Consider the following 21,858-nt stretch of genomic DNA (forward strand, 5'->3'; position numbering starts at 1 on the left):
ACAACGTGACGATGGACGTGGAACTCATCGCGCCGATCGCCATGGACCAGGGGCTCCGCTTCGCCATCCGCGAGGGCGGCCGCACCGTCGGCGCCGGCGTCGTCGCCGAGATCGTGAAGTAAGCCTCGAACGCAAGGTTGGGTCCGTCTCCCATGGACAGCCAGAATATTCGCATCCGCCTCAAGGCGTTCGATCACCGCGTGCTGGACGGCAGCACGCGGGAGATCGTCAACACCGCGAAGCGGACGGGCGCACGGGTGCGCGGGCCCATCCCGCTGCCGACGGAGATCGAGCGTTTCACCGTCAACCGCTCGCCGCATGTCGACAAGAAGTCGCGCGAGCAGTTCGAGATCCGCACGCATCGCCGCCTGCTGGACATCGTCGACCCCACCCCGCAGACCGTGGACGCGCTGATGAAGCTCGACCTGGCCGCGGGCGTGGACGTCGAGATCAAGCTCTGAGCGGCGGGGGGAGTAGCTAGCCATGGCCGCCAAGACCGGCCGCACCGGCCTGATCGCCAGGAAGCTGGGCATGACCCGGCTGTTCAACGATGACGGCAGCACGGTGCCGGTCACCGTCCTGCATCTGGACGACGTGCGCGTGATCGCCCAGCGGATTGCGGAGAAGGACGGTTACGACGCCGTCCAGATCGGCATCGGCAAGGCGAAGCCGAAGAACGTGACGCGGGCCAACCGCGGCCACTACGCCAAGGCCGGCGTCGAGGCGCCGCTGAAGGTCGTGGAGTTCCGGGTGGGCGCCGATGCGGCGGTCGATCCGGGCGCGCGGCTGACCGCGGCCCACTTCGCCAAGGGCCAGAAGGTGGACGTCACCGGCGTCACCAAGGGCAAGGGCTTCGCCGGCGCGATGAAGCGCTGGAACTTCGCGGGCCTTGAGGCCTCGCACGGCGTGTCCATCAGCCACCGCTCGCACGGCTCCACCGGCAACCGCCAGGATCCGGGCAAGACCTTCAAGAACAAGAAGATGGCTGGCCATCTCGGCGTCGAGCGCGTCACCACCCAGAACCTGGAAGTGGCGGGCCATGACCTCGAGAAGGGGCTGCTGCTGATCAAGGGGGCCATTCCGGGCTCGAAGGGCGGCTACGTGCTGGTGCGGGACGCGGTGAAGCGCGCGCGCCATGCCGATGCGCCGTTCCCCGCCGGCCTCGCCTCCTGAGGATAGAGAACGATGCAGGTTCCGGTCATCACGCTGGATAACGGCTCGGCAGGCGAGATCGAGCTGCCGGAGGCGATCTTCGCCGCCCAGCCCCGCCCCGACATCATGGCGCGCGTCGTGCATTGGCAGCTGGCGAAGCGCCGTGCCGGCACGCACAAGGTCAAGGGGATGGGCGAGGTCTCCGGCACGACCAAGAAGCCCTATCGCCAGAAGGGCACGGGCAATGCCCGCCAGGGCTCGCTGCGCGCGCCGCAGTTCCGCACCGGCGGCGTCGTGCACGGCCCGGTCGTGCGCGACCACGGTTATTCGCTGAACAAGAAGGTCCGCCGGCTCGGCCTGATCTCCGCGCTCAGCCAAAAGGCGGCCGAGGGCAAGCTGGTGGTGCTCGAGACGGCCTCGGCCGGCGAGACTCCGAAGACCGGCGCCCTGGCGAAGCAGGTGAAGGCGCTGGGCTGGAAGTCCGCGCTGGTGGTGGATGCGTCGGTGGATGAAGGCTTCGGCCGCGTCGCCCGCAACCTGCCGAACCTGCAGGTGCTGCCGACTGTGGGCGCCAATGTCTACGACATCCTGAAGTACGACGTGCTCGCGCTGACCCGCGCCGGCGTCGAGGCCCTGAAGGAGCGCCTGGCATGAGCGAGGCCACGACGCGCCCGCTCCTCTCGAAGGAGCGGATGTACCAGACCATCCTGGCGCCGCTGGTGACGGAGAAGGCGACCGCCCTCTCCGAGCAGAACCAGGTGGTCTTCCGCGTGCCGCTTGAGGCGACGAAGCCCGAGATCAAGGCGGCGGTCGAGGGCCTGTTCGGCGTGAAGGTGCTGGCGGTCAACACCCTTGTCGTGAAGGGCAAGACCAAGCGCTTCAAGGGCCGCCCGGGCCAGCGTTCGGACTGGAAGAAGGCGATGGTGAAGCTGGCCGAGGGCCAGAGCATCGACCTCACGACGGGACTCGCGTGACGCCATGGCGCTGAAGAACTTCAACCCGGTCACCCCGAGCCTGCGCGGCACCATCCTGGTGAAGCGCGACGAGCTCTGGAAGGGCGCGCCGGTCAAGCAGCTGACCGAGGGCAAGCATTCCTCGGGTGGCCGCAACAACCATGGCCGCATCACCGTCCGGTTCCGCGGCGGCGGGCACAAGCAGTCCTACCGCGTGGTGGACTTCAAGCGCCGCGCCAAGTTCGGCGTGCCTGCGACGGTGGAGCGGATCGAGTACGACCCGAACCGCACCGCCTGGATCGCCCTGCTGAAGTACCAGGACGGTGAGCTGGCCTACATCATCGCGCCGCAGCGGCTGAAGGCCGGCGACACGGTGCTGGCGGCCGAGCGGGCCGACATCAAGCCGGGCAATGCCATGCCGATGGCTGCCATCCCGGTCGGCACCATCATCCACTGCGTGGAGATGAAGCCGGGCGCCGGCGGCAAGATCGCGCGGTCGGCGGGCACCTATGTCCAGCTGGTCGGCAAGGATGCCGGCTATGCCCAGATCAAGCTGATGTCCGGCGAGCTGCGGACCGTGCGCGCCGAGTGCATGGCGACGATCGGCGCGGTATCCAACCCGGACAACAGCAACCAGCAGATCGGCAAGGCCGGTCGCTCCCGCTGGCTCGGGCGCAAGCCGCACAACCGCGGTGTCGTGATGAACCCGGTCGACCACCCGCATGGCGGTGGTGAGGGCCGGACCAGCGGTGGCCGCCATCCGGTGACCCCCTGGGGCAAGCCGACCAAGGGTGCGAAGACGCGCAACAACAAGCGGACCGACCGGCTCATCGTCCGGCGCCGCCACGCGACGAAGGGCTGATCGCGATGCCGCGCAGCGTATGGAAGGGGCCGTTCGTCGACGGCTACCTGCTCAACAAGGCGGAGGCCGCGCGTGCCTCGACGCGCAACGAGGTCATCAAGATCTGGTCGCGTCGCAGCACCATCCTGCCGCAGTTCGTCGGCCTGACCTTCGGGGTCTACAACGGGAAGAAGTTCATCCCGGTGCAGGTCTCGGAGAACATGGTCGGCCACAAGTTCGGCGAATTCTCGCCGACGCGCACCTTCTCGGGGCACAGCTCCGACAAGAAGGCGAAGCGGGGCTGATGCGATGAGCAAGCCGAAGCACGAGCGCTCGCTCGCCGAGACCGAGGCGCAGGCGGTCCTGCGCAACATCCGGGTCAGCCCGCGCAAGCTGAGCCTGGCCGCGGGCCTGATCCGCGGCCGCCGCGCGCAGGATGCGATCGCCACGCTGACCTTCAGCAAGCGCCGCATTGCCCAGACCGTGAAGAAGACGCTGGAAAGCGCGATCGCCAATGCGGAGAACAACCACCAGCTGGACGTCGACCAGCTGGTGGTGGCCCGCGTCGAGGTCGGCCGCAGCCAGGTGATGAAGCGCTTCCATGCCCGCGGCCGCGGCCGCGCGGCGCGCGTCGAGAAGTGGTTCAGCCACCTGACGATCGTGGTCGCCGAACAGCAGGCGGTGGCGCCGGCCCAGCAGGAGGCCGCATAACATGGGTCACAAAGTCAATCCGATCGGCTTCCGGCTCGGCATCAACCGGACCTGGGACAGCCGCTGGTTCGCCGGCGACGACTACGCCAAGCTGCTGCACGAGGATCTGAAGCTGCGCGAGACGCTGCGCACCCGCCTGAAGGGCGCGGGCGTCAGCCGCGTGGTGATCGAGCGCCCGGCGAAGAAGCCGCGGGTGACGATCCATGCCGCGCGCCCCGGTGTCGTCATCGGCAAGAAGGGCGCCGACATCGAGAACCTGCGCCGCGACATGGCGAAGCTGGCCGGCGCCGAGGTCTCGCTGAACATCGTCGAGATCCGCAAGCCGGAGATCGACGCGACGCTGGTGGCCGAGAACATCGCCCAGCAGCTGGAACGCCGGGTGGCCTTCCGCCGCGCGATGAAGCGCGCGGTGCAGTCCGCCATGCGCCTCGGCGCCGGCGGCATCCGGATCAACTGCGGCGGCCGCCTCGGCGGCGCCGAGATCGCCCGGATGGAATGGTACCGCGAAGGGCGCGTGCCGCTGCACACGCTGCGCGCGGATATCGACTACGGCACGGCGACCGCGAAGACGACCTACGGGACCTGCGGCGTGAAGGTCTGGATCTTCAAGGGTGAGATCCTGGCGCACGACCCGATGGCGCAGGACCGGCGCGCGGCCGAACAGGCCCCGCAGCGCTGAGGTGACGTGACATGCTGCAACCGAAGCGCACCAAGTTCCGCAAGGCCCACAAGGGCCGCATCCATGGCTTGGCGAAGGGCGGCTTCACGCTGTCCTTCGGCGGCTACGGCCTGAAGGCGCTGGAGCCGGAGCGGGTGACCGCCCGGCAGATCGAGGCGGCGCGCCGCGCGATCACCCGCGCCATGAAGCGCCAGGGCCGCGTCTGGATCCGCATCTTCCCGGACGTCCCGGTCTCGACCAAGCCGGCCGAGGTCCGCATGGGCTCCGGCAAGGGGTCGCCCGAATACTGGGTGGCGCGGATCAAGCCGGGCCGGATCATGTTCGAGATTGACGGCGTGCCGGTCGATACGGCGCGGGAAGCGCTGACGCTCGGCGCCGCCAAACTGCCGATCAAGACCAAGATCGTCCAGCGCCTCGGCGCGGAGGCTTGATAGAATGACTAAGATCGCCGATATCCGGGCGAAGACCGCGGATGAGCTGCAGACGCAGCTCCTGGACCTCCGGAAGGAGCAGTTCAATCTGCGGTTCCAGCGCGCGACCGGGCAACTCGAGGCCACGGGGCGCATCCGCGTGGTGCGCCGCGACATCGCCCGCATCAAATTCGTCCTGTCCGAGCGGAAGCGCTCGGCAGCCCAGCAATCCAAGGCTTAAGGGGAGACCGGCGGCAATGCCGAAGCGAGTCCTCACGGGCCGGGTGGTCAGCGACAAGATGGACAAGACGGTCACCGTCCTTGTCGAACGTCGCGTGATGCATCCGCTCTACAAGAAGTTCATCCGGCGCTCGAAGAAGTACGCGGCGCATGACGAAGCCAACCTGTGCAAGGAAGGCGACGTCGTGGCGATCGAGGAATGCGCGCCGATCTCCAAGCGCAAGGCCTGGCAGGTCGTGCAGCGCAACGGCCAGCCGCTGGCGGAAGCGCCGGCTGAGGCGGTGTCGGCATGATCGGCGTCGAGGCGAACCTGGACGTGGCCGACAACTCCGGCGCGCGTCGGGTCCAGTGCATCAAGGTGCTTGGCGGCTCCAAGCGGAAGACCGCGAGCGTCGGCGACGTGATCGTCGTCTCCGTGAAGGAGGCGATCCCGCGCGCCAAGGTGAAGAAGGGCGAGGTGCATCGCGCCGTCATCGTCCGCACCGCCTATCCGGTGCGGCGCATCGACGGCACGGCGATCCGCTTCGACAACAACGCCGCGGTGCTGATCAACAAGCAGGGCGAGCCGATCGGCACCCGCATTTTCGGCCCCGTGGTGCGCGAGCTGCGCGCGCGGCGCTACATGAAGATCATCTCGCTGGCGCCGGAGGTCCTGTAAGGCCATGGCCGCGAAGATCAAGAAGGGCGACCGCGTCCAGGTCCTGACGGGCCGGGACAAGGGCAAGCGCGGCGAGGTCATCGCCGTGATGCCGACCGAGAGCCGTGCCCTGGTGCAGGGCGTGAACCTGGTGAAGCGCCACCAGAAGCCGCAGGGCATGAGCCAGCCCGGCGGCATCACCGAGAAAGAGGCGCCGATCCACCTGTCCAACCTGGCGCTGATCGACCCGAAGTCCGACAAGCCGGCCCGCGTGGGCTTCCGGCTGCTCGAGGACGGGAAGAAGGTGCGCGTGGCGAAGCCCTCGGGCGAGGTGCTTGACGCATGAGCGACACGAAGAAGAAGCCGGGCGGCAAGCCCGACGCGGCGAAGCGCGAGGGCGGCGAGGGCCGGGTGCAGGCGGTGGCGGCGAAGGCCGGCAAGGCTGCCGCATCCCCGCCCGAGAAGCCCCGGCTGGCGCAGTACTACGCCGAGGTGGTCCGCGCCGAGCTCCAGAAGGAGTTCGGCTACAAGAACCACATGCAGGTGCCGAAGCTCGAGAAGATCGTCATCAACATGGGCGTGGGCGAGGCGGCGGGCGACCAGAAGAAGCTCGACGCCGCCGTGGCCGACCTGACGGCGATCGCCGGCCAGAAGCCGGTGCGCACCAAGGCGAAGAAGGCGATCGCGGGCTTCAAGATCCGCGAAGGCCAGGCGATCGGCTGCAAGGTGACGCTGCGCAAGGCGCGGATGTACGAGTTCCTGGACCGGCTGGTGACCATCGCCCTGCCGCGCGTCCGGGACTTCCGCGGCATCCCGGGCAACCGGGGCTTCGACGGCCGGGGCAACTACGCCATGGGCCTGAAGGAGCAGATCGTGTTCCCCGAGATCAACTACGACCGGGTGGACACGGTGCGCGGGATGGACATCCAGTTCGTCACCACGGCGAAGACCGACAAGGAAGCGAAGGCGCTGCTGAAGGCGTTCCAGCTTCCTTTCCAGAACTGATCTTGGAAGACCGCCCGCGGCATGCCGCGGGAGCAGGTTCCGGAGGATAGACACCGCATGGCCAAGACTTCGGCAGTCGAGAAGAACAAGCGCCGCGCGAAGCTGTCTGCGACGCATGCGTCGAAGCGTGCTGCGCTGAAGGGTATCGTGATGGACCGCACCCTCCCGGTGGAGGAGCGGTTCGACGCGACCCTCAAGCTCGCCCAGCTGCCGCGCAACGGCGCCAAGGTGCGCGTGCGCCTGCGCTGCGAACTCACCGGCCGCCCGCGCGGCAACTACCGCAAGTTCAAGCTCAGCCGGAACATGCTGCGGGAGCTGGCCAATACCGGCCAGATCCCCGGCCTGACCAAGGCGAGCTGGTAACAGGAGGGCAGGCCATGTCGCTGTCCGATCCTCTGGGTGACATGCTCACCCGCATCCGCAACGCCCAGCGGGCCCGGCAGACGCGCTGCGTCGCCCCGGCCAGCCGGCTGCGGACCGATGTCCTGGATGTGCTGAAGCGCGAAGGCTACATCCGCGCCTGGCGCGTCGAGGAGCTGCGCCCCGGCGTCCGCAACATCGAGATCGAGCTGAAGTATTCCGAAGGCGAGCCGGCGATCAAGGAGATCACCCGCGTCTCCAAGCCGGGCCGCCGGGTCTACTCCAAGATCCGGGAGCTGCCGAAGTTCTACAACGGGCTCGGCATCTCCATCCTGTCGACGCCCCGCGGGGTGATGAGCGACAACGAGGCCCGCGCCGCCAATGTCGGCGGCGAAGTCCTCTGCCGCGTGTTCTGAGGGAGGGAGAAGCGATGTCGCGCGTCGGCAAGTATCCCGTCCCGGTCCCGGCCGGCGTCCAGGTGGCGCTGCAGGGCCGCACCATCGTGGCGAAGGGCAAGAACGGCGAGCTCAAGCTTGACCTCACCGACGAGGTGGAAGTCGAGGTCGAGGCGAGCCAGGTGGCGGTGAAGCCGCGGCGGGACGACCGCCGCAGCCGCACCATGTGGGGCACCACCCGCAGCCTGATCAACGGCATGGTCACCGGCGTGTCCACGGGCTTCACCAAGTCCATGGAGATCACCGGCACCGGCTACCGCGCCGCGGTACAGGGCAAGGACCTGGTCCTCAACCTCGGCTACAGCCATGAGGTGCGGTACCCGATCCCGGCCGGCATCACCATCGTCTGCGAGCGTCCGACCGCCATCAAGGTGAGCGGCGCCGACAAGCAGCGGGTGGGCCAAGTGGCCGCCGAGATCCGCGCCTATCGCGGCCCCGAGCCCTACAAGGGCAAGGGCGTCCGCTACACCGATGAGCAGATCCTCCGGAAGGAGGGTAAGAAGAAGTAATGGCCGACAAGCTCGCATTGCAGCAGCGCCGCCGGTCCCGGCTGCGCTACCAGCTGAAGCTGAAGTCCGGCGGGCGGCCTCGGCTGTCCGTGTTCCGCTCCGGGCGGCACATCTACGCGCAGGTGATCGACGACGCGCAGGGCCGCACCCTCGCCGCGGCCTCGACGCTCGAGAAGGAGCTGCGCGACAGCCTGAAGACCGGGGCGGACCGGGACGCCGCGACGGTGGTGGGCAAGCGCCTGGCCGAACGGGCGATCGCCGCCGGCGTCACCGCCGTGGTCTTCGACCGCGGGCCCTATCTTTACCATGGCCGGGTCAAGGCCCTGGCGGACGGCGCCCGTGAGGGCGGCCTGTCGTTCTGAGGATCGGATAGATGGCACGTCAACCTCACGGCGGTGGCGGCGGCGAGCATGGCGGCGAGGGCGGTGACCGCCGTCGCGGCCGCGGCCGCGACCGCGAGCGGGAGAACCGGCAGGAGCGGCAGGACGGCGACGAGCTGAAGGACAAGCTCGTCACCATCAACCGCGTCGCCAAGGTGGTGAAGGGCGGCCGGCGCTTCAGCTTCGCCGCCCTGGTCGTGGTCGGCGACCAGAAGGGCCGGGTCGGCTGGGGCGCCGGCAAGGCGCGCGAGGTGCCGGAGGCGATCCGCAAGGCGACCGAGCAGGCGAAGCGGACCATGATCCGCGTGCCGATGCGGGAAGGTCGGACGCTGCATCACGACGTGATCGGCGAGTTCGGCGCCGGCCGCGTGGTCCTGCGCTCGGCCCCCGCCGGCACCGGCATCATCGCCGGCGGCCCGATGCGCGCGATCTTCGAGACGCTGGGCATGGGCGACGTCGTGGCCAAGTGCCTTGGCTCGACCAACCCGCACAACATGATCAAGGCGACCTTCGCGGCGCTCACGCGCTCGACCAGCCCGCGGGCGGTCGCCTCGCGGCGCGGCAAGAAGGTCTCCGACCTGCTCGGCCCGCGCAAGGACGCTGCGCCGGCCGAGGCCGCGGCGGCGGAGGCCCCGAATGTCTGACAAGAAGACCGTGAAGGTGACCCAGACCGGGTCGCCGATCGGCCGCAAGCCGGGCCAGCGGGAAACGCTGATCGGCCTCGGCCTCAACAAGATGCACCGCTCGCGGGAGCTGGAGGACACTCCGGCCGTCCGCGGCATGATCCGGAAGGTCGCCCACCTGATCAAGGTGGACGAAACCCCGGGCCAGGGTGGGTGAGATGAAGCTGAACGAGATCCGGGACAATCCCGGCGCGCGCTACAAGTCCAAGCGGCTCGGCCGGGGCATCGGCTCCGGCAAGGGCAAGACCTCGGGCAAGGGCGTGAAGGGCCAGAAGGCGCGCGAAGGCGTGGCGCTGAACGGGTTCGAGGGCGGCCAGCTCCCGATCTACCGGCGTCTGCCGAAGCGCGGCTTCGTGAACATCTTCCGCAAGGAATATGCCCCGCTGAACCTCGGCGCGCTGGACAAGGCGATCGAGGCCGGCCGGCTTCCGGCCGGGGAGCCGATCGACGAGGCGAAGCTGCGCGAGGCGGGCGTGGTCCGCACCGGGGCCAAGCTGGCGGGTGTCCGCCTGCTCGGCCATGGCGCGATCAGCCGGGCGGTGACCATCACCGTCTCCGGCGCCAGCGCCTCGGCCATCGCCGCGGTGCAGGCCGCCGGCGGCACGGTGACGCTGCTGAACCCGCCGGACGAGGCCCCGGCCGAAGGCTGAGGGTCTGCCGCCCGCGAGGCGGCGCCTGGGACACGGCCGCGCCGGACTGACCCCGTTCAGCCCGGCGCGGCCTTTTTCATGGTCCGGCCCGCGCCGGAAGGCCATCCGGCGGATGGCGTTCACCCCGGGCGCGATCCGCTGTAGACATGGCATCCTGGCTGCGGCGACACCGCCGGGGGCGCCCGGAGGGGGACGCCCGGCGGGCCTGCCCCGGTCCTCTGGAGGGTACGCAATCCCATGGCCTCCGCCGCCGAACAGCTCGCGGCCAACCTGAACCTCGGCGTCCTCTCGAAGGCCACCGAGCTCAAGAAGCGCATCTGGTTCACCCTGGGCGCGCTGATCGTCTACCGGCTCGGCACCTATGTGCCCGTCCCGGGCGTGGATGCCGCCGTGATGGGCGAGATCCTGGCCCAGCACGGGGGCGGCATCCTCGGCATGTTCGACATGTTCACCGGCGGCGCCCTCGGGCGCATGACGGTGTTCGCGCTGAACATCATGCCCTACATCTCGGCCAGCATCATCATCCAGCTGATGTCGGCCGCCGTCCCGAGCCTCGAGACCCTGAAGAAGGAAGGCGAGGCGGGCCGCAAGAAGCTGAACCAGTACACCCGCTACCTCACGGTCTTCATCGCCATCTTCCAGGCCTGGGGCATCGCCATCGGGCTGGAGAGCATGCGTGGCGCCTTCGGCGCGGCGGTGCACGACCCCGGCTGGTTCTTCCGGCTCTCCTGCGTCATCACCCTGGTCGGCGGGACGATGTTCCTGATGTGGCTGGGCGAGCAGATCACCGCCCGCGGCGTTGGCAACGGCATCTCGCTGATCATCTTCGCCGGCATCGTCGCCAACCTGCCGCATGCCCTGGTCTCGACGCTCGAGCTCGGGCGGACCGGCGCTCTGTCCACCTTCTTCATCATCTTCTTCCTGCTGGTGGCGCTGCTGGTCATCGCCCTGGTGGTGTTCATCGAGCGGGCGCAGCGGCGCATCCCGGTGCAGTACCCGAAGCGCCAGGTCGGCAACCGGATGTTCGGCGGGGAAGCGACCCACCTGCCGCTGAAGCTCAACACCGCCGGCGTGATCCCGCCGATCTTCGCCTCCTCGCTGCTCCTGCTGCCGGCGACCGTCGCCGGCTTCAGCACCGACCCGTCGCAGGAGGGCTGGCTGCAGACCATCGCCAATGCGCTGGCGCATGGGCAGCCGCTCTACATGGCGATGTACATGGCGCTGATCATTTTCTTCGCCTTCTTCTACACCGCCGTGGTGTTCAACCCGGTGGAGACAGCGGACAACCTGAAGAAGTATGGCGGCTTCGTGCCGGGCATCCGCCCCGGTCAGAACACCGCCGACTATTTCGACCGGGTGCTGACCCGGCTGACCGCGGTCGGCGCCTTCTATCTCTGCCTGGTCTGCATCCTGCCGGAGATCCTCATCAGCAACTACGGCGTGCCCTTCTATTTCGGCGGCACGTCCCTGCTGATCATCGTCTCCGTCACCATGGACACGGTGGCGCAGGTCCAGTCGCACCTCTTCGCGCACCAGTATGAAGGCCTGATCCGCAAGGCGCGGCTGGGCGGCCGCGGCGCACCCCGGGCGCGCTGAGCGTCCGGGCGACGGAAGGGGCCCGGGCGCGCCCACGCGCCCAGGCCCAGGGCATGGGGGGATGGCGGGGCGGCCACAATGCCGCGCCGCCATCCGCCCTGGGATCGATGGCCTGGAGCGGCGGGCGTGTTCCGGTGAACATGCCATCTGCTGCAGCTGGGGCGGGCGGTGCGCCCGTGCCGTGTTGGACACGCGATCGCCTTGGCGGCCGCGGTTGGGAGGGGAAGACGGGCATGAACCTGATCCTGCTGGGCCCGCCGGGCGCCGGCAAAGGTACCCAGGCCAAGCGCCTGGAGGACCGCTACGGCCTGAAGCAGGTTTCGACCGGCGACATGCTGCGGGCCGAGGTGAAGTCGGGCAGCGAGATTGGCCAGCAGGCGAAGGCCATCATGGAGCGGGGCGCGCTCGTCCCCGATGCCATTATCATCGCCATGCTCGCGGCCCGCGTCTCGGCGCCCGACGTCGCCCAGGGCTTCATCCTGGACGGGTTTCCTCGCACCGTCCCGCAGGCCGAGGCGCTCGACCTCATGCTGCGGGACAAGGCGATGCCGCTGCACCACGTGATCGAGCTGAAGGTGGACGACGCCGCGCTGGTCGAGCGGATTTCCGGCCGCTACACCTGCGCCAAGTGCGGCGAAGGCTACCACGACCGCTTCAAGCAGCCGAAGGCGGCGGGCACCTGCGATGTCTGCGGCAGCACCGACTTCACCCGCCGCGCCGACGACAAGGCGGAGACGGTGGCCAGCCGGCTCGACGCCTATCACCGGCAGACCGCCCCGCTGCTGCCCTACTACGCCTCGAAGGGCATCCTGCGGGTGGTGGACGGCATGGCGGAGATGAACGAGGTGTCGCGGCAGATCGAGGCCCTGCTGGGCCCCTTGCCGCAAAAGGGTTGACGGCCTGGGGCGGCTAGCTATAGTCCGCGCCTCCCGCGGACAGGGGTGGCGAGACCGCCCTGGCCGCGCTTAGCCGTTCGTCAGTAGTCACGAAGATCACCTCGCTGGCGGGGTGTCGGGGCCCTTCGGCCCCGCCTCCTCCAGCCCCCATCAGGAGCGACGGGCTCCAGGAGCTGAGCAGTGGCGCGCATCGCCGGTGTCAACATCCCCACGAACAAGCGCGTGCCGATCTCGCTGCGCTACATCTATGGCATCGGGCCGAAGAACGCGCTCGAGATCTGCCAGGCCCTCGGCATCCCGGAGGAGCGCCGGGTCAACCAGCTGACGGATGAGGAGATCCTCCGCATCCGCGAGCTGATCGACCGCGAATACCGGGTCGAGGGCGATCTTCGCCGCGAAGTGGCGATGAACATCAAGCGGCTGATGGACATGGCCTGCTACCGCGGCCTGCGTCATCGCCGGGGCCTGCCGGTCCGCGGCCAGCGGACCCATACCAATGCCCGCACCCGCAAGGGCAAGGCCGTGCCGATCGCCGGCAAGAAGAAGGTGACGAAGTAGGATGGCCCGCGAACCCCGCGGCGGCGCCCGCGCGCCGCGCAAGAAGGAACGGAAGAACATCGCCACTGGCGTGGCGCATGTCCTGGCTTCCTTCAACAACACCATCGTCACCATCACGGACGCCCAAGGCAACGCGATCGCCTGGTCCTCCGCCGGCTCCCAGGGTTTCAAGGGCAGCCGGAAGTCCACCCCCTACGCGGCGCAGGTCGCGGCCGAGGATGCCGGCCGCAAGGCGCGCGAGCATGGGATGGAGCAGCTCGAGATCATGGTGAGCGGCCCCGGCTCGGGCCGCGAATCCGCGTTGCGTGCCCTGCAGGCGGTCGGCTTCTACGTCACCGCCATCCGGGACGTGACCCCCATCCCGCACAACGGCTGCCGCCCGCGCAAGCGTCGGCGCGTCTGAGATGCGCCTGCACCGGCCGCGCCCCAGGCGCGGCGGTGCGGGCCGCGTGTGACACGCGCCCCTTGCGGACCGCGGCGGCGAGGAGAGACAGGTGATCGAGAGGAATTGGCGGTCGCTGATTCGCCCGGAGAAGCTGGGCGTCGAGGTCGGCTCGGACCCCGAGCGCGTGGCGACCATCGTGGCCGAGCCGCTGGAGCGCGGCTTCGGCATGACGCTGGGCAATGCGCTGCGCCGCGTGCTGCTGTCCTCGCTGCAGGGCGCGGCGGTGACCGCGCTGCGTATCGACGGCGTGCTGCATGAGTTCAGCAGCATCCAGGGCGTGCGGGAGGACGTGACCGACCTCGTCCTCAACGTGAAGCAGCTGGCCATCCGGATGCAGGGGGAGGGGCCGAAGCGCCTCCAGCTCACCGCGACCGGCCCGGGCGAGGTGACCGCCGGCCAGATCCAGACCACCGGCGACATCGAGATCTCGAACCCCGACCTGGTGCTCTGCACGCTCGACGACGGCGCCAAGCTGTCGATGGAGCTGACGGTGAACACCGGCAAGGGCTATGTCCCGGCCTCGATGAACCGGCCGGAGGATGCGCCGATCGGCCTGATCCCGGTGGACGCCATCTATTCCCCGGTGCGCCGCGTGGCATACCGGGTGGAGCCGACGCGCGTCGGCCAGGTGACGGACTACGACAAGCTGGTCCTCAGCCTGGAGACCAACGGCACCGTGGCGCCCGAGGATGCGGTGGCACTGGCCGCCCGCATCCTGCAGGACCAGCTGCAGCTCTTCATCAACTTCGACGAGCCGCGCGAGCGCAAGGTGGAGGAGGAGCGGGACGACCTGCCCTTCAACCGCAACCTGCTGCGCAAGGTCGATGAGCTGGAGCTGTCGGTCCGCTCGGCGAACTGCCTGAAGAACGACAATATCGTCTATATCGGCGATCTGGTGCAGAAGACGGAGCAGGAGATGCTCCGCACCCCGAATTTCGGCCGCAAGTCGCTGAACGAGATCAAGGAGGTGCTCGCCTCCATGGGCCTCGGTCTCGGCATGACCGTCACCGGCTGGCCGCCGGAGAACATCGAGGACCTGGCCAAGAAGCTGGAAGAGCCGTTCTGAGCCCGGCGATACTCTAGGAACACACGATCATGCGTCACGGTATGGCCGGCCGTAAGCTCGGCGTCACCTCCACCCACCGGCTCGCCATGTTCCGCAACATGGCGACCAGCCTGCTGAAGCACGAGCAGATCACCACCACACTGCCGAAGGCGAAGGAGCTGCGCCCCTACGTGGAGCGCATCATCACCCTCGGCAAGCGCGGCGGCCTGCATGCGCGGCGCCAGGCCTATGCCCAGATCATGGACGAGAAGGTGGTGGACAAGCTCTTCACCACCATCGCCGACCGCTACAAGGCCCGCAACGGCGGCTACACCCGCGTGCTGAAGGCCGGCATGCGCTACGGCGATGCTGCGAGCATGGCGGTGATCGAGCTGGTGGACCGCGACCCGGCCGCGAAGGGCCAGGACAGCGGCCCGAAGCCGGAAGCGGCGGCCGAGGGCGACCAGGCGGCGGCGTAAGCCACCCCCGCCAGGCATTGGGTTTCGATGGGGCGGCGGGGCAACCTGCCGCCCTTTTCGCGTCCGGCCCCTGCGTCGCTGCCGATCGCCCCGGCGATCCCGCGCCCGCAAGCGGCGTTCCCCGTCTGGCCTGGCCGGCGGCGCATCCGGCGCCGGCGCCGCGCCGGCAAGGGGACCGTGTATGCGAATCCTGGCCTACAGCCCGCGCCTCTATCTCGGCGACATCTACCTCTCGCTGCTGCGGGAGGGGCATGATGTCCGGGTCTTCGGCGCCGACCCGCCGGACCAGCGCGCCTTCGGCGGCATCCTCGACCCGATCGCCGATTGGCACGACGGGCTGCGCTGGGTCGGTCGCGACGGCGTGGTGCTGTTCGAGGGCGTGGCGCAGGGCGCCAGGCAGGATGCGCTGCGGGCCGAGGGCTACCGGGTGGTGGGCGGCAGCGCCCTGGGCGACCGGCTGGAGAATGACCGGGCCTTCGGCCAGGCGGCACTGCGGGACGCCGGGCTGGCCATCGCGCAGAGCAGCGGCTTCGCGTCGCCGGAGTTGGCGCTGGACTGGCTGCGCGCGCATCCCGGCCGCTACGTCCTCAAGCATGACAGCGGCGCCGCCACCACCTTCGTCGGCGACCACCCGCGCGGCGAGGATGTCGCCTTCATGCTGCGCCGCTCGCCCGGCGGCGGCGTGCTGCTGATGGAGCGGCTGGCGGGCGTCGAGGTCGGCATCGGCGCCTATTTCGACGGGCAGGACTTCCTCCGCCCCGCCTGCATCGACTTCGAGCACAAGCGCTTCTTCCCCGGCGAGATGGGCGAGATGACCGGGGAAATGGGCACCCTTGCGTCCTACGAGGGCGCCGAGGCGCTGTTCGAGGCGACGCTCGCGCGCGTCGCGCTGCGGCTGCGCGCCGCCGGGCATGTCGGCTACGTCAACCTGAACCTGATCGTGGATGCCGAGAGCGGCACGCCCTGGCCGCTGGAATTCACCTGCCGCATCGGCAATCCCGGCTTCGCGGTCCTGGCGGCGCTGCAACCGGCCGGCTGGGGCGACCTGCTGCGGCGGATCGCCGAGGGTGGGGCCGGCAGCTTCCCCGCCCATCCCGGCTGGTCGGTGGCCATCGTCCTGACCGCGCCGCCCTTCCCGGCGACCCAGCCGGGCGCCTCGCCCGACCAGGACATCCCGGTCTTCTTCGGCACCCCGCCCTGGCGCACGGCGGAGGAAGCGAACCACCACCTGGTCGATGCCCGCCGGGATGCGGCCGGGCAGCTCCTCGGCCATCGCCGCTCCGGCCACCTGATGATCGTGACCGGCATCGGCGGGACGGTGCCGGCGGCGCAGGCGGCGGCGCGGGCGCGGGCGCGGAACGTGGTGGCGCCCGAGCTGCGCTGGCGCGCCGATATCGGCGACCGCTTCCTGGGCGGCGAGGATGCGCTGCTGCGCCGCCATGGCTGGCTCCCGCTCGCGTAGCGGCACGCAAGCCGCTCCGGACCATGGATGGCGGAGCGGATCCACGCGCCGCGATCCGCCTTGCGGCGGCTGGTATCCGAAGCCGCACGCAGCGCCGGCGCAGGCGCCGGCTTGCCGGGCGGCTTCACGCTGCGGGCGGCTCGCGGCGCTCCGCGATCCGCTCCGCCGCGGGCCCTCGCCTCAGCCCTGCCGCTGCGCGCGGTAGAGCAGCAGCCCGGCGCCGACGATCAGCGTCGCGCCGGCCAGCAGCTCCGGCCCCGGCACGTCGCCCCAGACCAGCCAGCCGAACAGCGCCGCCCAGAGCAGGAAGCTGTACTGGTAGGGCACCACGACGGAAGCCGGCGCCAGCTTCAGCGCCCGAGTCACGCCCATATGGCCCAGCGTCGCCACCAGCCCCAGCAGCAGCAGCAGGGTCAGATCGCGCGGATCCGGCATCCGCCAGCCGCCCGGCAGCAGCAGCGCCAGGCCCACCACCAGCCCGCCCAGCATCTGGAACCAGGCCAGCAGCACGTCCGGCGTCGCCCGCAGCTGCCGGCTGCTCAGCAGGAAGAGCGAGTAGAGGAAGGCGCCGCCCAGCGCCGCGAGGGATGGCAGCAGCGGCCCGTCGAAACCGGCGCCCAGCGCCACCGCCACGCCGGCGAAGCCCAGCAGCACCAGGCCCCAGCGGCGGGCATCCACGCGTTCCCCCAGGGCCAGCGCCGCCAGCGCCGTGACCATGATGGGCGCCGCCATCCAGTAGGTCATCGCATCCGCCAGCGGCATATGGCCGACCGCCCAGTAGAACAGCGCCGCCTCCAGCGCGCCGAGCCCGACGCGCAGCGCCTGCAGCCCCGGCCGTTCCACCCGGAAGCGCGCCGCCCGCAGCGCCCGCCAGGCCAGCGGCGACAGCACCACCAGCGAGGCCAGGCTGCGCAGCACCAGCACCTGCCCGACGACGTAGCTGGCGACCAGCCACTTGCCGAGCACGTCGTTCAGCGAGAACAGCAGGACCGCGGCCAACATCAGCAGGATGCCGGCGGCATGGTTCCGCGGGGTGGCGGTGTCGAAGGGCATCGGAGTCTCCACGGCGCTCGCCCGTTCGGGCCGGGGCGGGCATGCGGGGGCCAGGGCGATGGGCCGTGGCGAAGGGGGCGGGCCGGCCGGCGGGCTCGTACCGGCGCCGAGGTCTGTCGGCGCGGTATCCCGCCGGGGCGGTCTGGCGGTGCCGCCCAGGCCGGGCCCGGCGACGCCGCCCGGTGCCTCAGTCGAGCCGGATGCCGGCCTCGCGCACCAGCACGGCCATCTGCTCCCGTCCCTCGCGCACGAAGCGGGCGAAGTCGGCGGGCGCGCTGCCGACCGGCACGGCGCCGATCTGCCCCAGCCGCTGCTGCACGCCGGCATCGCCCAGCGCCTCCCGCAGCGCCTCGTGGAGCTTCGCCACGATCGGCTGCGGCAGGCCGGCCGGCCCGAACAGCGCCGCCCATTCGTTGGACTCGAAGCCGGGGAAGCCGCTTTCGGCGAGGGTCGGGACGTCGGGGCGGCTGGGCACCCGCTGCAGCGTCGCCACCGCCAGGAAGCGGGCGCGGCCGCTGTCCACGATCGGGCCGGCGCTGACCGTGGTGATGAACACCGCGTCCACCACGCCCGCCGCCAAGTCGCGCGCCGCATCGGCACCGCCGCGATAGGGGGCGTGGATCACCTCGATCCCGGCGCGGCGGCTGAACTGCAGCAGGCCGACATGCCCCGCGGTCGCGTTGCCCTGGGTGCCGACGCTGATGGCGCCCGGGCGCTCCTTCGCCTGCCGGATGAACTCGGCGACCGAGCGGCCGGGGAAATCCGCCTTCACCGCCAGCACGCCCGGGAAGGTCACCACCTGGGAGACAGGCACGAAGGCCGCGTAGTCGAAGGGCAGGCCGCGCATCAGCGCCGGGTTCACGAGGTGGGAGGAGGCGTCCCAGAGCAGGGTGTAGCCATCGGGCGGGCTGGCCGCGACCGCGCCGCCGCCGACGCTGCCGCCGGCGCCGGTGCGGTTCTCCACCACGATGGACTGGCCCAGGCGCTGGGCCATGACCGGGCTGATGGCGCGCGCCGCGCTGTCCGCCGCGCCGCCGGCGGCGAAGGGCACGACCAAGCGGATGGGGCGGCTGGGCCAGTCGGACTGGGCCAGGGCCGGCAGGGGCAACAGCGCGGCTGTCGCGCCGGCCAGCAGGCCGCGGCGGGTCGGAAGCGGTGTGGCGTTCACTTGTGGCGTTCCCCGGCGGGCGGCACCATCCGCCCCGTCTTCCGTCGCCATATGAGGCTTCCGATGCCGCCACGCTATGACGATTTGCCGCGGCCCGAGGACGGGTCGGGCCTGCCGCTGGCCTGGGGCGTCTGGGGCCCGGCGGACGAGGTCGGCACGCTGAACCGCATCACCGATGCCACGGTGGCCGCGGCGGCCGGCGAGATCCGCGAGGGCCGCCGCTTCAACCTGAACCTGCCGCTGGACGAGCCCTTCGGCGCCACCCGCCAGGGCAGCCATCGCCGCCGGACGCCGCCCACGCCGAGCCTGATCGTGGACGAGACGCCGGGCAAGCTGATCCGCGACGACATGCTGGACAGCTTCTGGCTGCAGGGCAGCACGCAGTGGGACGGGCTGTCCCACTTCGCCGACCCGTATCACGGCTTCTACAACCACGCCCCGGTCAGCGCCGTGGTGCATGGGGCGGAAAGCCGCAATGGCATCGACAAGGCGCTGCGCCACGGTATCGCCGGCCGCTGCGTGCTGGCCGACTTGGCGCGGTACTTCGCGAAGATCGGCCGCGACTGGGGCCCGCTGGGTGGCCGCCGCGCCGCGGCGGAGGAGGTGGCGGCCTGCCTCGCCGACCAGGGCGTGGCGCTGCGGCCGGGCGACATCCTGCTGGTGCGGACGGGATGGCTGGAAGCCTTCCGCGCCGCGCCGGACGTGGATGCGCGGGACCACCTGGTGCGCGGCACCAACAAGGCGCAGGACTACAGCGGCCTGTCGGGCGGCGAGGACATGTGGCGCTACCTGTGGGACCAGGGCGTCGCCGCCACCTGCGCCGACAACCCGACCGTCGAGGTCTGGCCCTATTTCCCCTGGAAGCCGACCCTGCACTGGGCGATCGCAAGGCTGGGCCTGGTGATCGGCGAGTTCTTCGACTTCGAGGCACTGGCGGCCGACAGCGCGGCGACCGGCCGCTACACCGGCTTCTTCACCGCGGCGCCGCTGCACCTGCGCGGCGGGGTGGGATCGCCGGGGAATGCGCTGGCGATCCGGTAGCGGCCGCCGGCCCACGGGGCGTGCCCCGAAGGCATGCTCTCGGGCCAGGCTGCAAAGGCCTTCCCGCCGGCCGGCGGCGATGCCGCATGGACGACGAAGGCGACCCGATCAGCGTGCGGCAGGCCTAACTTGCCGCCTGCGAGCTTCTGCTCCGGCGATGGACCTGCGACCGGTCCGACGACCTCGGCACGATGCCGGGCGGCATGGGCCTGCTGGCCGATGGCGGCACGGCTGACCCGGCAGCGTGGCAGGACTGGACGGACTGCGTGCGCAAGGCGCGGGCGGGCAGGGTGGATGCGCATCTCCGCCTCCGCGATCCGCCATCGGCTTGCCCGCGTCGCATGGCGGGCCATGGGCAGGGCGGTACGGGCCCGTCGGTCGATCGGGACTCGCGCCTTCCAGGGCTTTGGGCGTCCCTTCCCCGGGCCTTTCCCGCGCCGCCACAGGCCGTTTCGGGACGGCGTCAGCCATGCTGGCCGCACGGCCCTGTGGCCTCGGCCGCGAATGCCTGCTTAGGAGGGGGCCAGAGGGACGGAGACGGCGCATGGACAAGGACGAGTTGACCCGCTGGGCGCTGGCCAATGGCTGGCAGATGATCGCCGGCTGCCCCAGCCTGACCAAGCCGTCCTCGCCGAAGGAGGCGATCGTCCGGATGGTCCTCAAGGCGACGGTGGTGAACCTCGAGGCCAAGAAGCCGGCGGGGAAGTGGGAGAGGGTTTCGGGCGCGCCCTACGGCAAGATCGAGGCGGATCCGGAGACCGGCCTGCCGCGCGGCCTCGGCTTCGAGACGATCCCAAGCTTCTCGATGCTGATGCAGGACAACAAGGACCGGCAGGTCTTCGCCCGCATGACAGGCGCACCAAGGGCCTGACCCCCGGCGCGTCGGCCGGCAGGAAGCGGCGCCTGTGGCCGGGGATGGACTGTGCGTGCCGCGATGGACGGCGCGGATGGGGCGCGGTGCCTGGTTCCGGCCAATGGACGCGGCAGCCCATGGCCGATGAGCCTTGGGCGGGGCCGGGCCATCCGGCCCGGCGGCAACGCCCCGGCTGGGCCGGGCTGGAGGCGGGCGAAGGGCCCGCCGCCTTCTCTCAGCGCTTGCGCGCCTTCCGCGCGGCGTAGCGTGCGTCGCGCGCCGCCTTCTGCTCGGCGGCCAGCGCCAGGGCGCGGGCCTTTTTCTCGTCTTCCAGGATCTGCACGCGGTTGGCCTCGGCGACGGCGCGGGCGGCTTCCTCGGCGGCGCGGGCGCGCTCCTCGACGGCGCGGGCGGCCGCTTCGGCGGCGAGGCGGGCGGCCTCCGCCTCCCGTGCAGCCTTGCGCTCGGCAGCACGGGCCTCGCGGGCCTCGGCCACGGCCTTCATCTGGGCCTGCCGTTCCAGCACGGCAGGATCGTCCGGCCGGGGCCGGCTGCGGAATTTCTCGAGCGCTGCCTGCCGTGCCTTCGCCTGCGCGGACAGCCTGTCATTGAAGTTGTTTGGTTGGAAACCCATGCGAGGGTTTCTAAGCGGTGGAAGGCGCTACGGCCAGCCCTGATCCTGGAGCCCGGCCATGCGGCGGACGCGGGCCGCGCCCGGGATATCCCCGGGTGGGTCCCGCCGGGGTCGGCGCGCGGGTGCCTTCGACCCCGCAGGCCGATCCGGCGCATCGCCACGGCGCGCGGCCGGGCAGCGCCTCCCGTGCTCAAGGCCCGCCAGCCGCCGCAAATCAGGCCGCGGCAGGCGTCTCCGCCGTCACCACGCTGGTCGTTCCGCCAAATGATCGTAGAATTGTATTCACAGAAACCGGAGCGCCGTGTTCTCTGGTCGCGTCTTCGTGAACTCGTGGGAGCGCGCCCCGCCCGTGCCCGATACCCGTCTCGACAGCCACGCCATGCCTTCCTCCGCCGACTGCCAGACGACCGAGGCCATTTCTCCGGGCTCCGTCCTCCTCTTCGGCGACGAGAAGACGCCGCCGCTCTGGCTCTGGCTCGCCATCGAGCCCGACGAACTGACGGCGCTGGAAGGTGCCCTGCTGGAGCATCTGCGCTCGCCGCTCTTCCCTTCCCGCATCGGGGAAGGGCCGCTGCAGGCCGGCGACGATTCCGGGCTGCTGGAATTCGCCCAGCGTTTCGGTGCCATCGCCGGCCGCTTCGCGCAGGGCTCGGACCTCGTCCTCGCCGCCACCCGGGTGGTGACGGAGCGCGGCGGCCCGCTCTCCCGCCAGGGCGCGCTGGCCTGCGTGGAAGCGCTGCAGTACCGCCTGCATGCCGAGGCGCGCGGCCTGGGCGCCGCCGCGGCCAAGCCCGCGCGCCTGCGGCATTTCGTGCTCGCCAGCCGCCTCGCCGCCGATCTCTGGCTGCGGCATGTCCAGGGGCCGGACAGCGGCCGGCCGCTGCACCGGCGGCTGGGGGATGCGCTGGGCATCGCCGCCGCGCCGCCGCCCGCCGCCGCCCCGGCGCCCGTGCCGCCGCCGGC

At 70.7% G+C, this 21,858-nt stretch carries 35 protein-coding genes; 32 read left to right on the forward strand and 3 right to left on the reverse strand.

Annotated features, from left to right (window positions below; genetic code table 11):
* The 29 genes from E2C05_RS15925 to E2C05_RS16065 form a co-directional block, all read left to right on the forward strand.
* Positions 1-122: EF-Tu C-terminal domain-related protein (locus E2C05_RS15925; protein ID WP_456306501.1), on the forward strand; the 122-nt coding region annotated here is incomplete at its 5' end.
* 30 nt (positions 123-152) lie between these two features.
* Positions 153-461, forward strand: a complete 309-nt coding sequence (gene rpsJ / locus E2C05_RS15930) for a 30S ribosomal protein S10 (protein ID WP_007004401.1) — start codon at positions 153-155, stop codon at positions 459-461.
* Between the two features lie 22 nt (positions 462-483).
* On the forward strand, positions 484-1,173 hold the full coding sequence (gene rplC / locus E2C05_RS15935) for a 50S ribosomal protein L3 (protein WP_133220637.1): 690 nt from the start codon (positions 484-486) through the stop codon (positions 1,171-1,173).
* Between the two features lie 12 nt (positions 1,174-1,185).
* Positions 1,186-1,806, forward strand: a complete 621-nt coding sequence (gene rplD, locus E2C05_RS15940; protein WP_133220638.1) for a 50S ribosomal protein L4 — start codon at positions 1,186-1,188, stop codon at positions 1,804-1,806.
* Positions 1,803-2,126, forward strand: coding sequence for a 50S ribosomal protein L23 (locus E2C05_RS15945; protein WP_133220639.1), 324 nt, complete (start codon positions 1,803-1,805; stop codon positions 2,124-2,126). Before rplD ends, E2C05_RS15945 begins: the two co-directional genes overlap by 4 nt.
* Positions 2,127-2,130: 4 nt before the next feature.
* The gene (rplB, locus tag E2C05_RS15950; protein ID WP_133220640.1) at positions 2,131-2,967 is read left to right on the forward strand and encodes a 50S ribosomal protein L2; all 837 of its coding nucleotides are present in this window, start codon (positions 2,131-2,133) and stop codon (positions 2,965-2,967) included.
* Between the two features lie 5 nt (positions 2,968-2,972).
* Positions 2,973-3,251, forward strand: a complete 279-nt coding sequence (gene rpsS, locus E2C05_RS15955; RefSeq protein ID WP_133220641.1) for a 30S ribosomal protein S19 — start codon at positions 2,973-2,975, stop codon at positions 3,249-3,251.
* Between the two features lie 4 nt (positions 3,252-3,255).
* Positions 3,256-3,657: a 50S ribosomal protein L22 gene (gene rplV / locus E2C05_RS15960; protein ID WP_133220642.1), complete on the forward strand. Its 402-nt coding sequence runs from the start codon at positions 3,256-3,258 to the stop codon at positions 3,655-3,657.
* A gap of 1 nt (position 3,658) precedes the next feature.
* On the forward strand, positions 3,659-4,336 hold the full coding sequence (gene rpsC, locus E2C05_RS15965; protein WP_133220643.1) for a 30S ribosomal protein S3: 678 nt from the start codon (positions 3,659-3,661) through the stop codon (positions 4,334-4,336).
* Positions 4,337-4,347: 11 nt separating this feature from the next.
* Complete coding sequence (rplP, locus tag E2C05_RS15970; RefSeq protein WP_133220644.1) at positions 4,348-4,767, forward strand: 50S ribosomal protein L16; 420 nt, start codon at positions 4,348-4,350, stop codon at positions 4,765-4,767.
* A 4-nt stretch (positions 4,768-4,771) separates the two neighbouring features.
* Positions 4,772-4,987 (forward strand): 50S ribosomal protein L29, encoded by a 216-nt coding sequence (rpmC, locus tag E2C05_RS15975; RefSeq protein ID WP_133220645.1) that lies wholly within the window; start codon positions 4,772-4,774, stop codon positions 4,985-4,987.
* Positions 4,988-5,003: 16 nt separating this feature from the next.
* A complete protein-coding gene (rpsQ, locus tag E2C05_RS15980; protein WP_133220646.1) occupies positions 5,004-5,279 on the forward strand; it encodes a 30S ribosomal protein S17 in 276 nt (91 codons plus the stop codon).
* A complete protein-coding gene (rplN, locus tag E2C05_RS15985) occupies positions 5,276-5,644 on the forward strand; it encodes a 50S ribosomal protein L14 (protein WP_133220647.1) in 369 nt (122 codons plus the stop codon). Before rpsQ ends, rplN begins: the two co-directional genes overlap by 4 nt.
* A 4-nt stretch (positions 5,645-5,648) precedes the next feature.
* Positions 5,649-5,969, forward strand: coding sequence for a 50S ribosomal protein L24 (rplX, locus tag E2C05_RS15990; RefSeq protein WP_133220648.1), 321 nt, complete (start codon positions 5,649-5,651; stop codon positions 5,967-5,969).
* Positions 5,966-6,628: a 50S ribosomal protein L5 gene (gene rplE, locus E2C05_RS15995; RefSeq protein WP_133220649.1), complete on the forward strand. Its 663-nt coding sequence runs from the start codon at positions 5,966-5,968 to the stop codon at positions 6,626-6,628. Before rplX ends, rplE begins: the two co-directional genes overlap by 4 nt.
* Positions 6,629-6,685: 57 nt before the next feature.
* Positions 6,686-6,991 carry a 30S ribosomal protein S14 gene (gene rpsN, locus E2C05_RS16000; protein WP_133220650.1) on the forward strand — a complete coding sequence of 102 codons (306 nt, stop codon included), beginning with the start codon at positions 6,686-6,688 and terminating at the stop codon, positions 6,989-6,991.
* Positions 6,992-7,005: 14 nt separating this feature from the next.
* A complete protein-coding gene (gene rpsH, locus E2C05_RS16005; protein ID WP_133220651.1) occupies positions 7,006-7,404 on the forward strand; it encodes a 30S ribosomal protein S8 in 399 nt (132 codons plus the stop codon).
* 14 nt (positions 7,405-7,418) lie between these two features.
* Positions 7,419-7,952 carry a 50S ribosomal protein L6 gene (gene rplF / locus E2C05_RS16010; protein WP_133220652.1) on the forward strand — a complete coding sequence of 178 codons (534 nt, stop codon included), beginning with the start codon at positions 7,419-7,421 and terminating at the stop codon, positions 7,950-7,952.
* Positions 7,952-8,314: a 50S ribosomal protein L18 gene (gene rplR / locus E2C05_RS16015; RefSeq protein ID WP_133220653.1), complete on the forward strand. Its 363-nt coding sequence runs from the start codon at positions 7,952-7,954 to the stop codon at positions 8,312-8,314. Before rplF ends, rplR begins: the two co-directional genes overlap by 1 nt.
* Positions 8,315-8,325: 11 nt before the next feature.
* Complete coding sequence (gene rpsE / locus E2C05_RS16020; protein ID WP_133220654.1) at positions 8,326-8,976, forward strand: 30S ribosomal protein S5; 651 nt, start codon at positions 8,326-8,328, stop codon at positions 8,974-8,976.
* On the forward strand, positions 8,969-9,172 hold the full coding sequence (gene rpmD, locus E2C05_RS16025) for a 50S ribosomal protein L30 (protein ID WP_133220655.1): 204 nt from the start codon (positions 8,969-8,971) through the stop codon (positions 9,170-9,172). The genes rpsE and rpmD overlap by 8 nt, the downstream gene beginning before the upstream one ends.
* A gap of 1 nt (position 9,173) precedes the next feature.
* Positions 9,174-9,665 (forward strand): 50S ribosomal protein L15, encoded by a 492-nt coding sequence (gene rplO / locus E2C05_RS16030; protein WP_133220656.1) that lies wholly within the window; start codon positions 9,174-9,176, stop codon positions 9,663-9,665.
* Between the two features lie 237 nt (positions 9,666-9,902).
* A complete protein-coding gene (gene secY, locus E2C05_RS16035) occupies positions 9,903-11,261 on the forward strand; it encodes a preprotein translocase subunit SecY (RefSeq protein ID WP_133220657.1) in 1,359 nt (452 codons plus the stop codon).
* Positions 11,262-11,494: 233 nt separating this feature from the next.
* Positions 11,495-12,157, forward strand: coding sequence for an adenylate kinase (locus E2C05_RS16040; protein WP_133220658.1), 663 nt, complete (start codon positions 11,495-11,497; stop codon positions 12,155-12,157).
* A gap of 180 nt (positions 12,158-12,337) precedes the next feature.
* Positions 12,338-12,715 (forward strand): 30S ribosomal protein S13, encoded by a 378-nt coding sequence (gene rpsM / locus E2C05_RS16045; protein WP_133220659.1) that lies wholly within the window; start codon positions 12,338-12,340, stop codon positions 12,713-12,715.
* A 1-nt stretch (position 12,716) separates the two neighbouring features.
* Entirely contained in the window at positions 12,717-13,118 is a 402-nt protein-coding gene (gene rpsK, locus E2C05_RS16050) for a 30S ribosomal protein S11 (RefSeq protein WP_133220660.1), read from the forward strand.
* Between the two features lie 91 nt (positions 13,119-13,209).
* The gene (locus tag E2C05_RS16055; RefSeq protein ID WP_133220661.1) at positions 13,210-14,226 is read left to right on the forward strand and encodes a DNA-directed RNA polymerase subunit alpha; all 1,017 of its coding nucleotides are present in this window, start codon (positions 13,210-13,212) and stop codon (positions 14,224-14,226) included.
* Positions 14,227-14,255: 29 nt separating this feature from the next.
* Positions 14,256-14,684 (forward strand): 50S ribosomal protein L17, encoded by a 429-nt coding sequence (rplQ, locus tag E2C05_RS16060; protein WP_133220662.1) that lies wholly within the window; start codon positions 14,256-14,258, stop codon positions 14,682-14,684.
* Between the two features lie 181 nt (positions 14,685-14,865).
* Positions 14,866-16,146 (forward strand): phosphoribosylamine--glycine ligase, encoded by a 1,281-nt coding sequence (locus tag E2C05_RS16065; protein ID WP_133220663.1) that lies wholly within the window; start codon positions 14,866-14,868, stop codon positions 16,144-16,146.
* A 180-nt stretch (positions 16,147-16,326) separates the two neighbouring features.
* Here the strand turns inward: E2C05_RS16065 and E2C05_RS16070 are convergent, their stop codons facing one another.
* The gene (locus E2C05_RS16070; RefSeq protein ID WP_133220664.1) at positions 16,327-17,199 is read right to left on the reverse strand and encodes a DMT family transporter; all 873 of its coding nucleotides are present in this window, start codon (positions 17,197-17,199) and stop codon (positions 16,327-16,329) included.
* Between the two features lie 187 nt (positions 17,200-17,386).
* Entirely contained in the window at positions 17,387-18,367 is a 981-nt protein-coding gene (locus tag E2C05_RS16075; protein WP_240046758.1) for a Bug family tripartite tricarboxylate transporter substrate binding protein, read from the reverse strand.
* Between the two features lie 63 nt (positions 18,368-18,430).
* On the opposite strand from E2C05_RS16075, the gene E2C05_RS16080 reads away from it, so the two are divergent.
* Both E2C05_RS16080 and E2C05_RS16085 read left to right on the forward strand, forming a co-directional pair.
* The gene (locus E2C05_RS16080) at positions 18,431-19,408 is read left to right on the forward strand and encodes a cyclase family protein (RefSeq protein ID WP_158292162.1); all 978 of its coding nucleotides are present in this window, start codon (positions 18,431-18,433) and stop codon (positions 19,406-19,408) included.
* Between the two features lie 544 nt (positions 19,409-19,952).
* A complete protein-coding gene (locus E2C05_RS16085; RefSeq protein WP_133220667.1) occupies positions 19,953-20,279 on the forward strand; it encodes a hypothetical protein in 327 nt (108 codons plus the stop codon).
* A 217-nt stretch (positions 20,280-20,496) separates the two neighbouring features.
* Here the strand turns inward: E2C05_RS16085 and E2C05_RS16090 are convergent, their stop codons facing one another.
* Complete coding sequence (locus E2C05_RS16090; protein ID WP_133220668.1) at positions 20,497-20,895, reverse strand: DUF6481 family protein; 399 nt, start codon at positions 20,893-20,895, stop codon at positions 20,497-20,499.
* Between the two features lie 349 nt (positions 20,896-21,244).
* On the opposite strand from E2C05_RS16090, the gene E2C05_RS16095 reads away from it, so the two are divergent.
* A partial coding sequence (locus tag E2C05_RS16095; RefSeq protein ID WP_205082848.1) for a hypothetical protein occupies positions 21,245-21,858 on the forward strand: 614 nt, incomplete at its 3' end.

Origin of the sequence: Paracraurococcus ruber (assembly GCF_004353985.1) — a bacterium.
GTDB classification, from domain to species: Bacteria; Pseudomonadota; Alphaproteobacteria; order Acetobacterales; family Acetobacteraceae; genus Paracraurococcus; species Paracraurococcus ruber.

Coding starts and splice junctions, on each gene's coding strand:
- rpmC (WP_133220645.1), top strand. CDS start 4,772: ATGACTAAGATCGCCGATATCCGGGCGAAGACCGCGGATGAGCTGCAG.
- E2C05_RS16085 (WP_133220667.1), top strand. CDS start 19,953: ATGGACAAGGACGAGTTGACCCGCTGGGCGCTGGCCAATGGCTGGCAG.
- E2C05_RS16040 (WP_133220658.1), top strand. CDS start 11,495: ATGAACCTGATCCTGCTGGGCCCGCCGGGCGCCGGCAAAGGTACCCAG.
- rplP (WP_133220644.1), top strand. CDS start 4,348: ATGCTGCAACCGAAGCGCACCAAGTTCCGCAAGGCCCACAAGGGCCGC.
- rpsQ (WP_133220646.1), top strand. CDS start 5,004: ATGCCGAAGCGAGTCCTCACGGGCCGGGTGGTCAGCGACAAGATGGAC.
- rplR (WP_133220653.1), top strand. CDS start 7,952: ATGGCCGACAAGCTCGCATTGCAGCAGCGCCGCCGGTCCCGGCTGCGC.
- rplV (WP_133220642.1), top strand. CDS start 3,256: ATGAGCAAGCCGAAGCACGAGCGCTCGCTCGCCGAGACCGAGGCGCAG.
- rpsC (WP_133220643.1), top strand. CDS start 3,659: ATGGGTCACAAAGTCAATCCGATCGGCTTCCGGCTCGGCATCAACCGG.
- rplE (WP_133220649.1), top strand. CDS start 5,966: ATGAGCGACACGAAGAAGAAGCCGGGCGGCAAGCCCGACGCGGCGAAG.
- rpsH (WP_133220651.1), top strand. CDS start 7,006: ATGTCGCTGTCCGATCCTCTGGGTGACATGCTCACCCGCATCCGCAAC.
- rpsN (WP_133220650.1), top strand. CDS start 6,686: ATGGCCAAGACTTCGGCAGTCGAGAAGAACAAGCGCCGCGCGAAGCTG.
- E2C05_RS16065 (WP_133220663.1), top strand. CDS start 14,866: ATGCGAATCCTGGCCTACAGCCCGCGCCTCTATCTCGGCGACATCTAC.
- rpsS (WP_133220641.1), top strand. CDS start 2,973: ATGCCGCGCAGCGTATGGAAGGGGCCGTTCGTCGACGGCTACCTGCTC.
- rplD (WP_133220638.1), top strand. CDS start 1,186: ATGCAGGTTCCGGTCATCACGCTGGATAACGGCTCGGCAGGCGAGATC.
- E2C05_RS16070 (WP_133220664.1), bottom strand. CDS start 17,199: ATGCCCTTCGACACCGCCACCCCGCGGAACCATGCCGCCGGCATCCTG.
- E2C05_RS16090 (WP_133220668.1), bottom strand. CDS start 20,895: ATGGGTTTCCAACCAAACAACTTCAATGACAGGCTGTCCGCGCAGGCG.
- E2C05_RS15945 (WP_133220639.1), top strand. CDS start 1,803: ATGAGCGAGGCCACGACGCGCCCGCTCCTCTCGAAGGAGCGGATGTAC.
- rplQ (WP_133220662.1), top strand. CDS start 14,256: ATGCGTCACGGTATGGCCGGCCGTAAGCTCGGCGTCACCTCCACCCAC.
- secY (WP_133220657.1), top strand. CDS start 9,903: ATGGCCTCCGCCGCCGAACAGCTCGCGGCCAACCTGAACCTCGGCGTC.
- rplC (WP_133220637.1), top strand. CDS start 484: ATGGCCGCCAAGACCGGCCGCACCGGCCTGATCGCCAGGAAGCTGGGC.
- E2C05_RS16080 (WP_158292162.1), top strand. CDS start 18,431: ATGCCGCCACGCTATGACGATTTGCCGCGGCCCGAGGACGGGTCGGGC.
- rpmD (WP_133220655.1), top strand. CDS start 8,969: ATGTCTGACAAGAAGACCGTGAAGGTGACCCAGACCGGGTCGCCGATC.
- rplX (WP_133220648.1), top strand. CDS start 5,649: ATGGCCGCGAAGATCAAGAAGGGCGACCGCGTCCAGGTCCTGACGGGC.
- rpsJ (WP_007004401.1), top strand. CDS start 153: ATGGACAGCCAGAATATTCGCATCCGCCTCAAGGCGTTCGATCACCGC.
- rplB (WP_133220640.1), top strand. CDS start 2,131: ATGGCGCTGAAGAACTTCAACCCGGTCACCCCGAGCCTGCGCGGCACC.
- rplF (WP_133220652.1), top strand. CDS start 7,419: ATGTCGCGCGTCGGCAAGTATCCCGTCCCGGTCCCGGCCGGCGTCCAG.
- rplO (WP_133220656.1), top strand. CDS start 9,174: ATGAAGCTGAACGAGATCCGGGACAATCCCGGCGCGCGCTACAAGTCC.
- rpsK (WP_133220660.1), top strand. CDS start 12,717: ATGGCCCGCGAACCCCGCGGCGGCGCCCGCGCGCCGCGCAAGAAGGAA.
- rpsE (WP_133220654.1), top strand. CDS start 8,326: ATGGCACGTCAACCTCACGGCGGTGGCGGCGGCGAGCATGGCGGCGAG.
- rplN (WP_133220647.1), top strand. CDS start 5,276: ATGATCGGCGTCGAGGCGAACCTGGACGTGGCCGACAACTCCGGCGCG.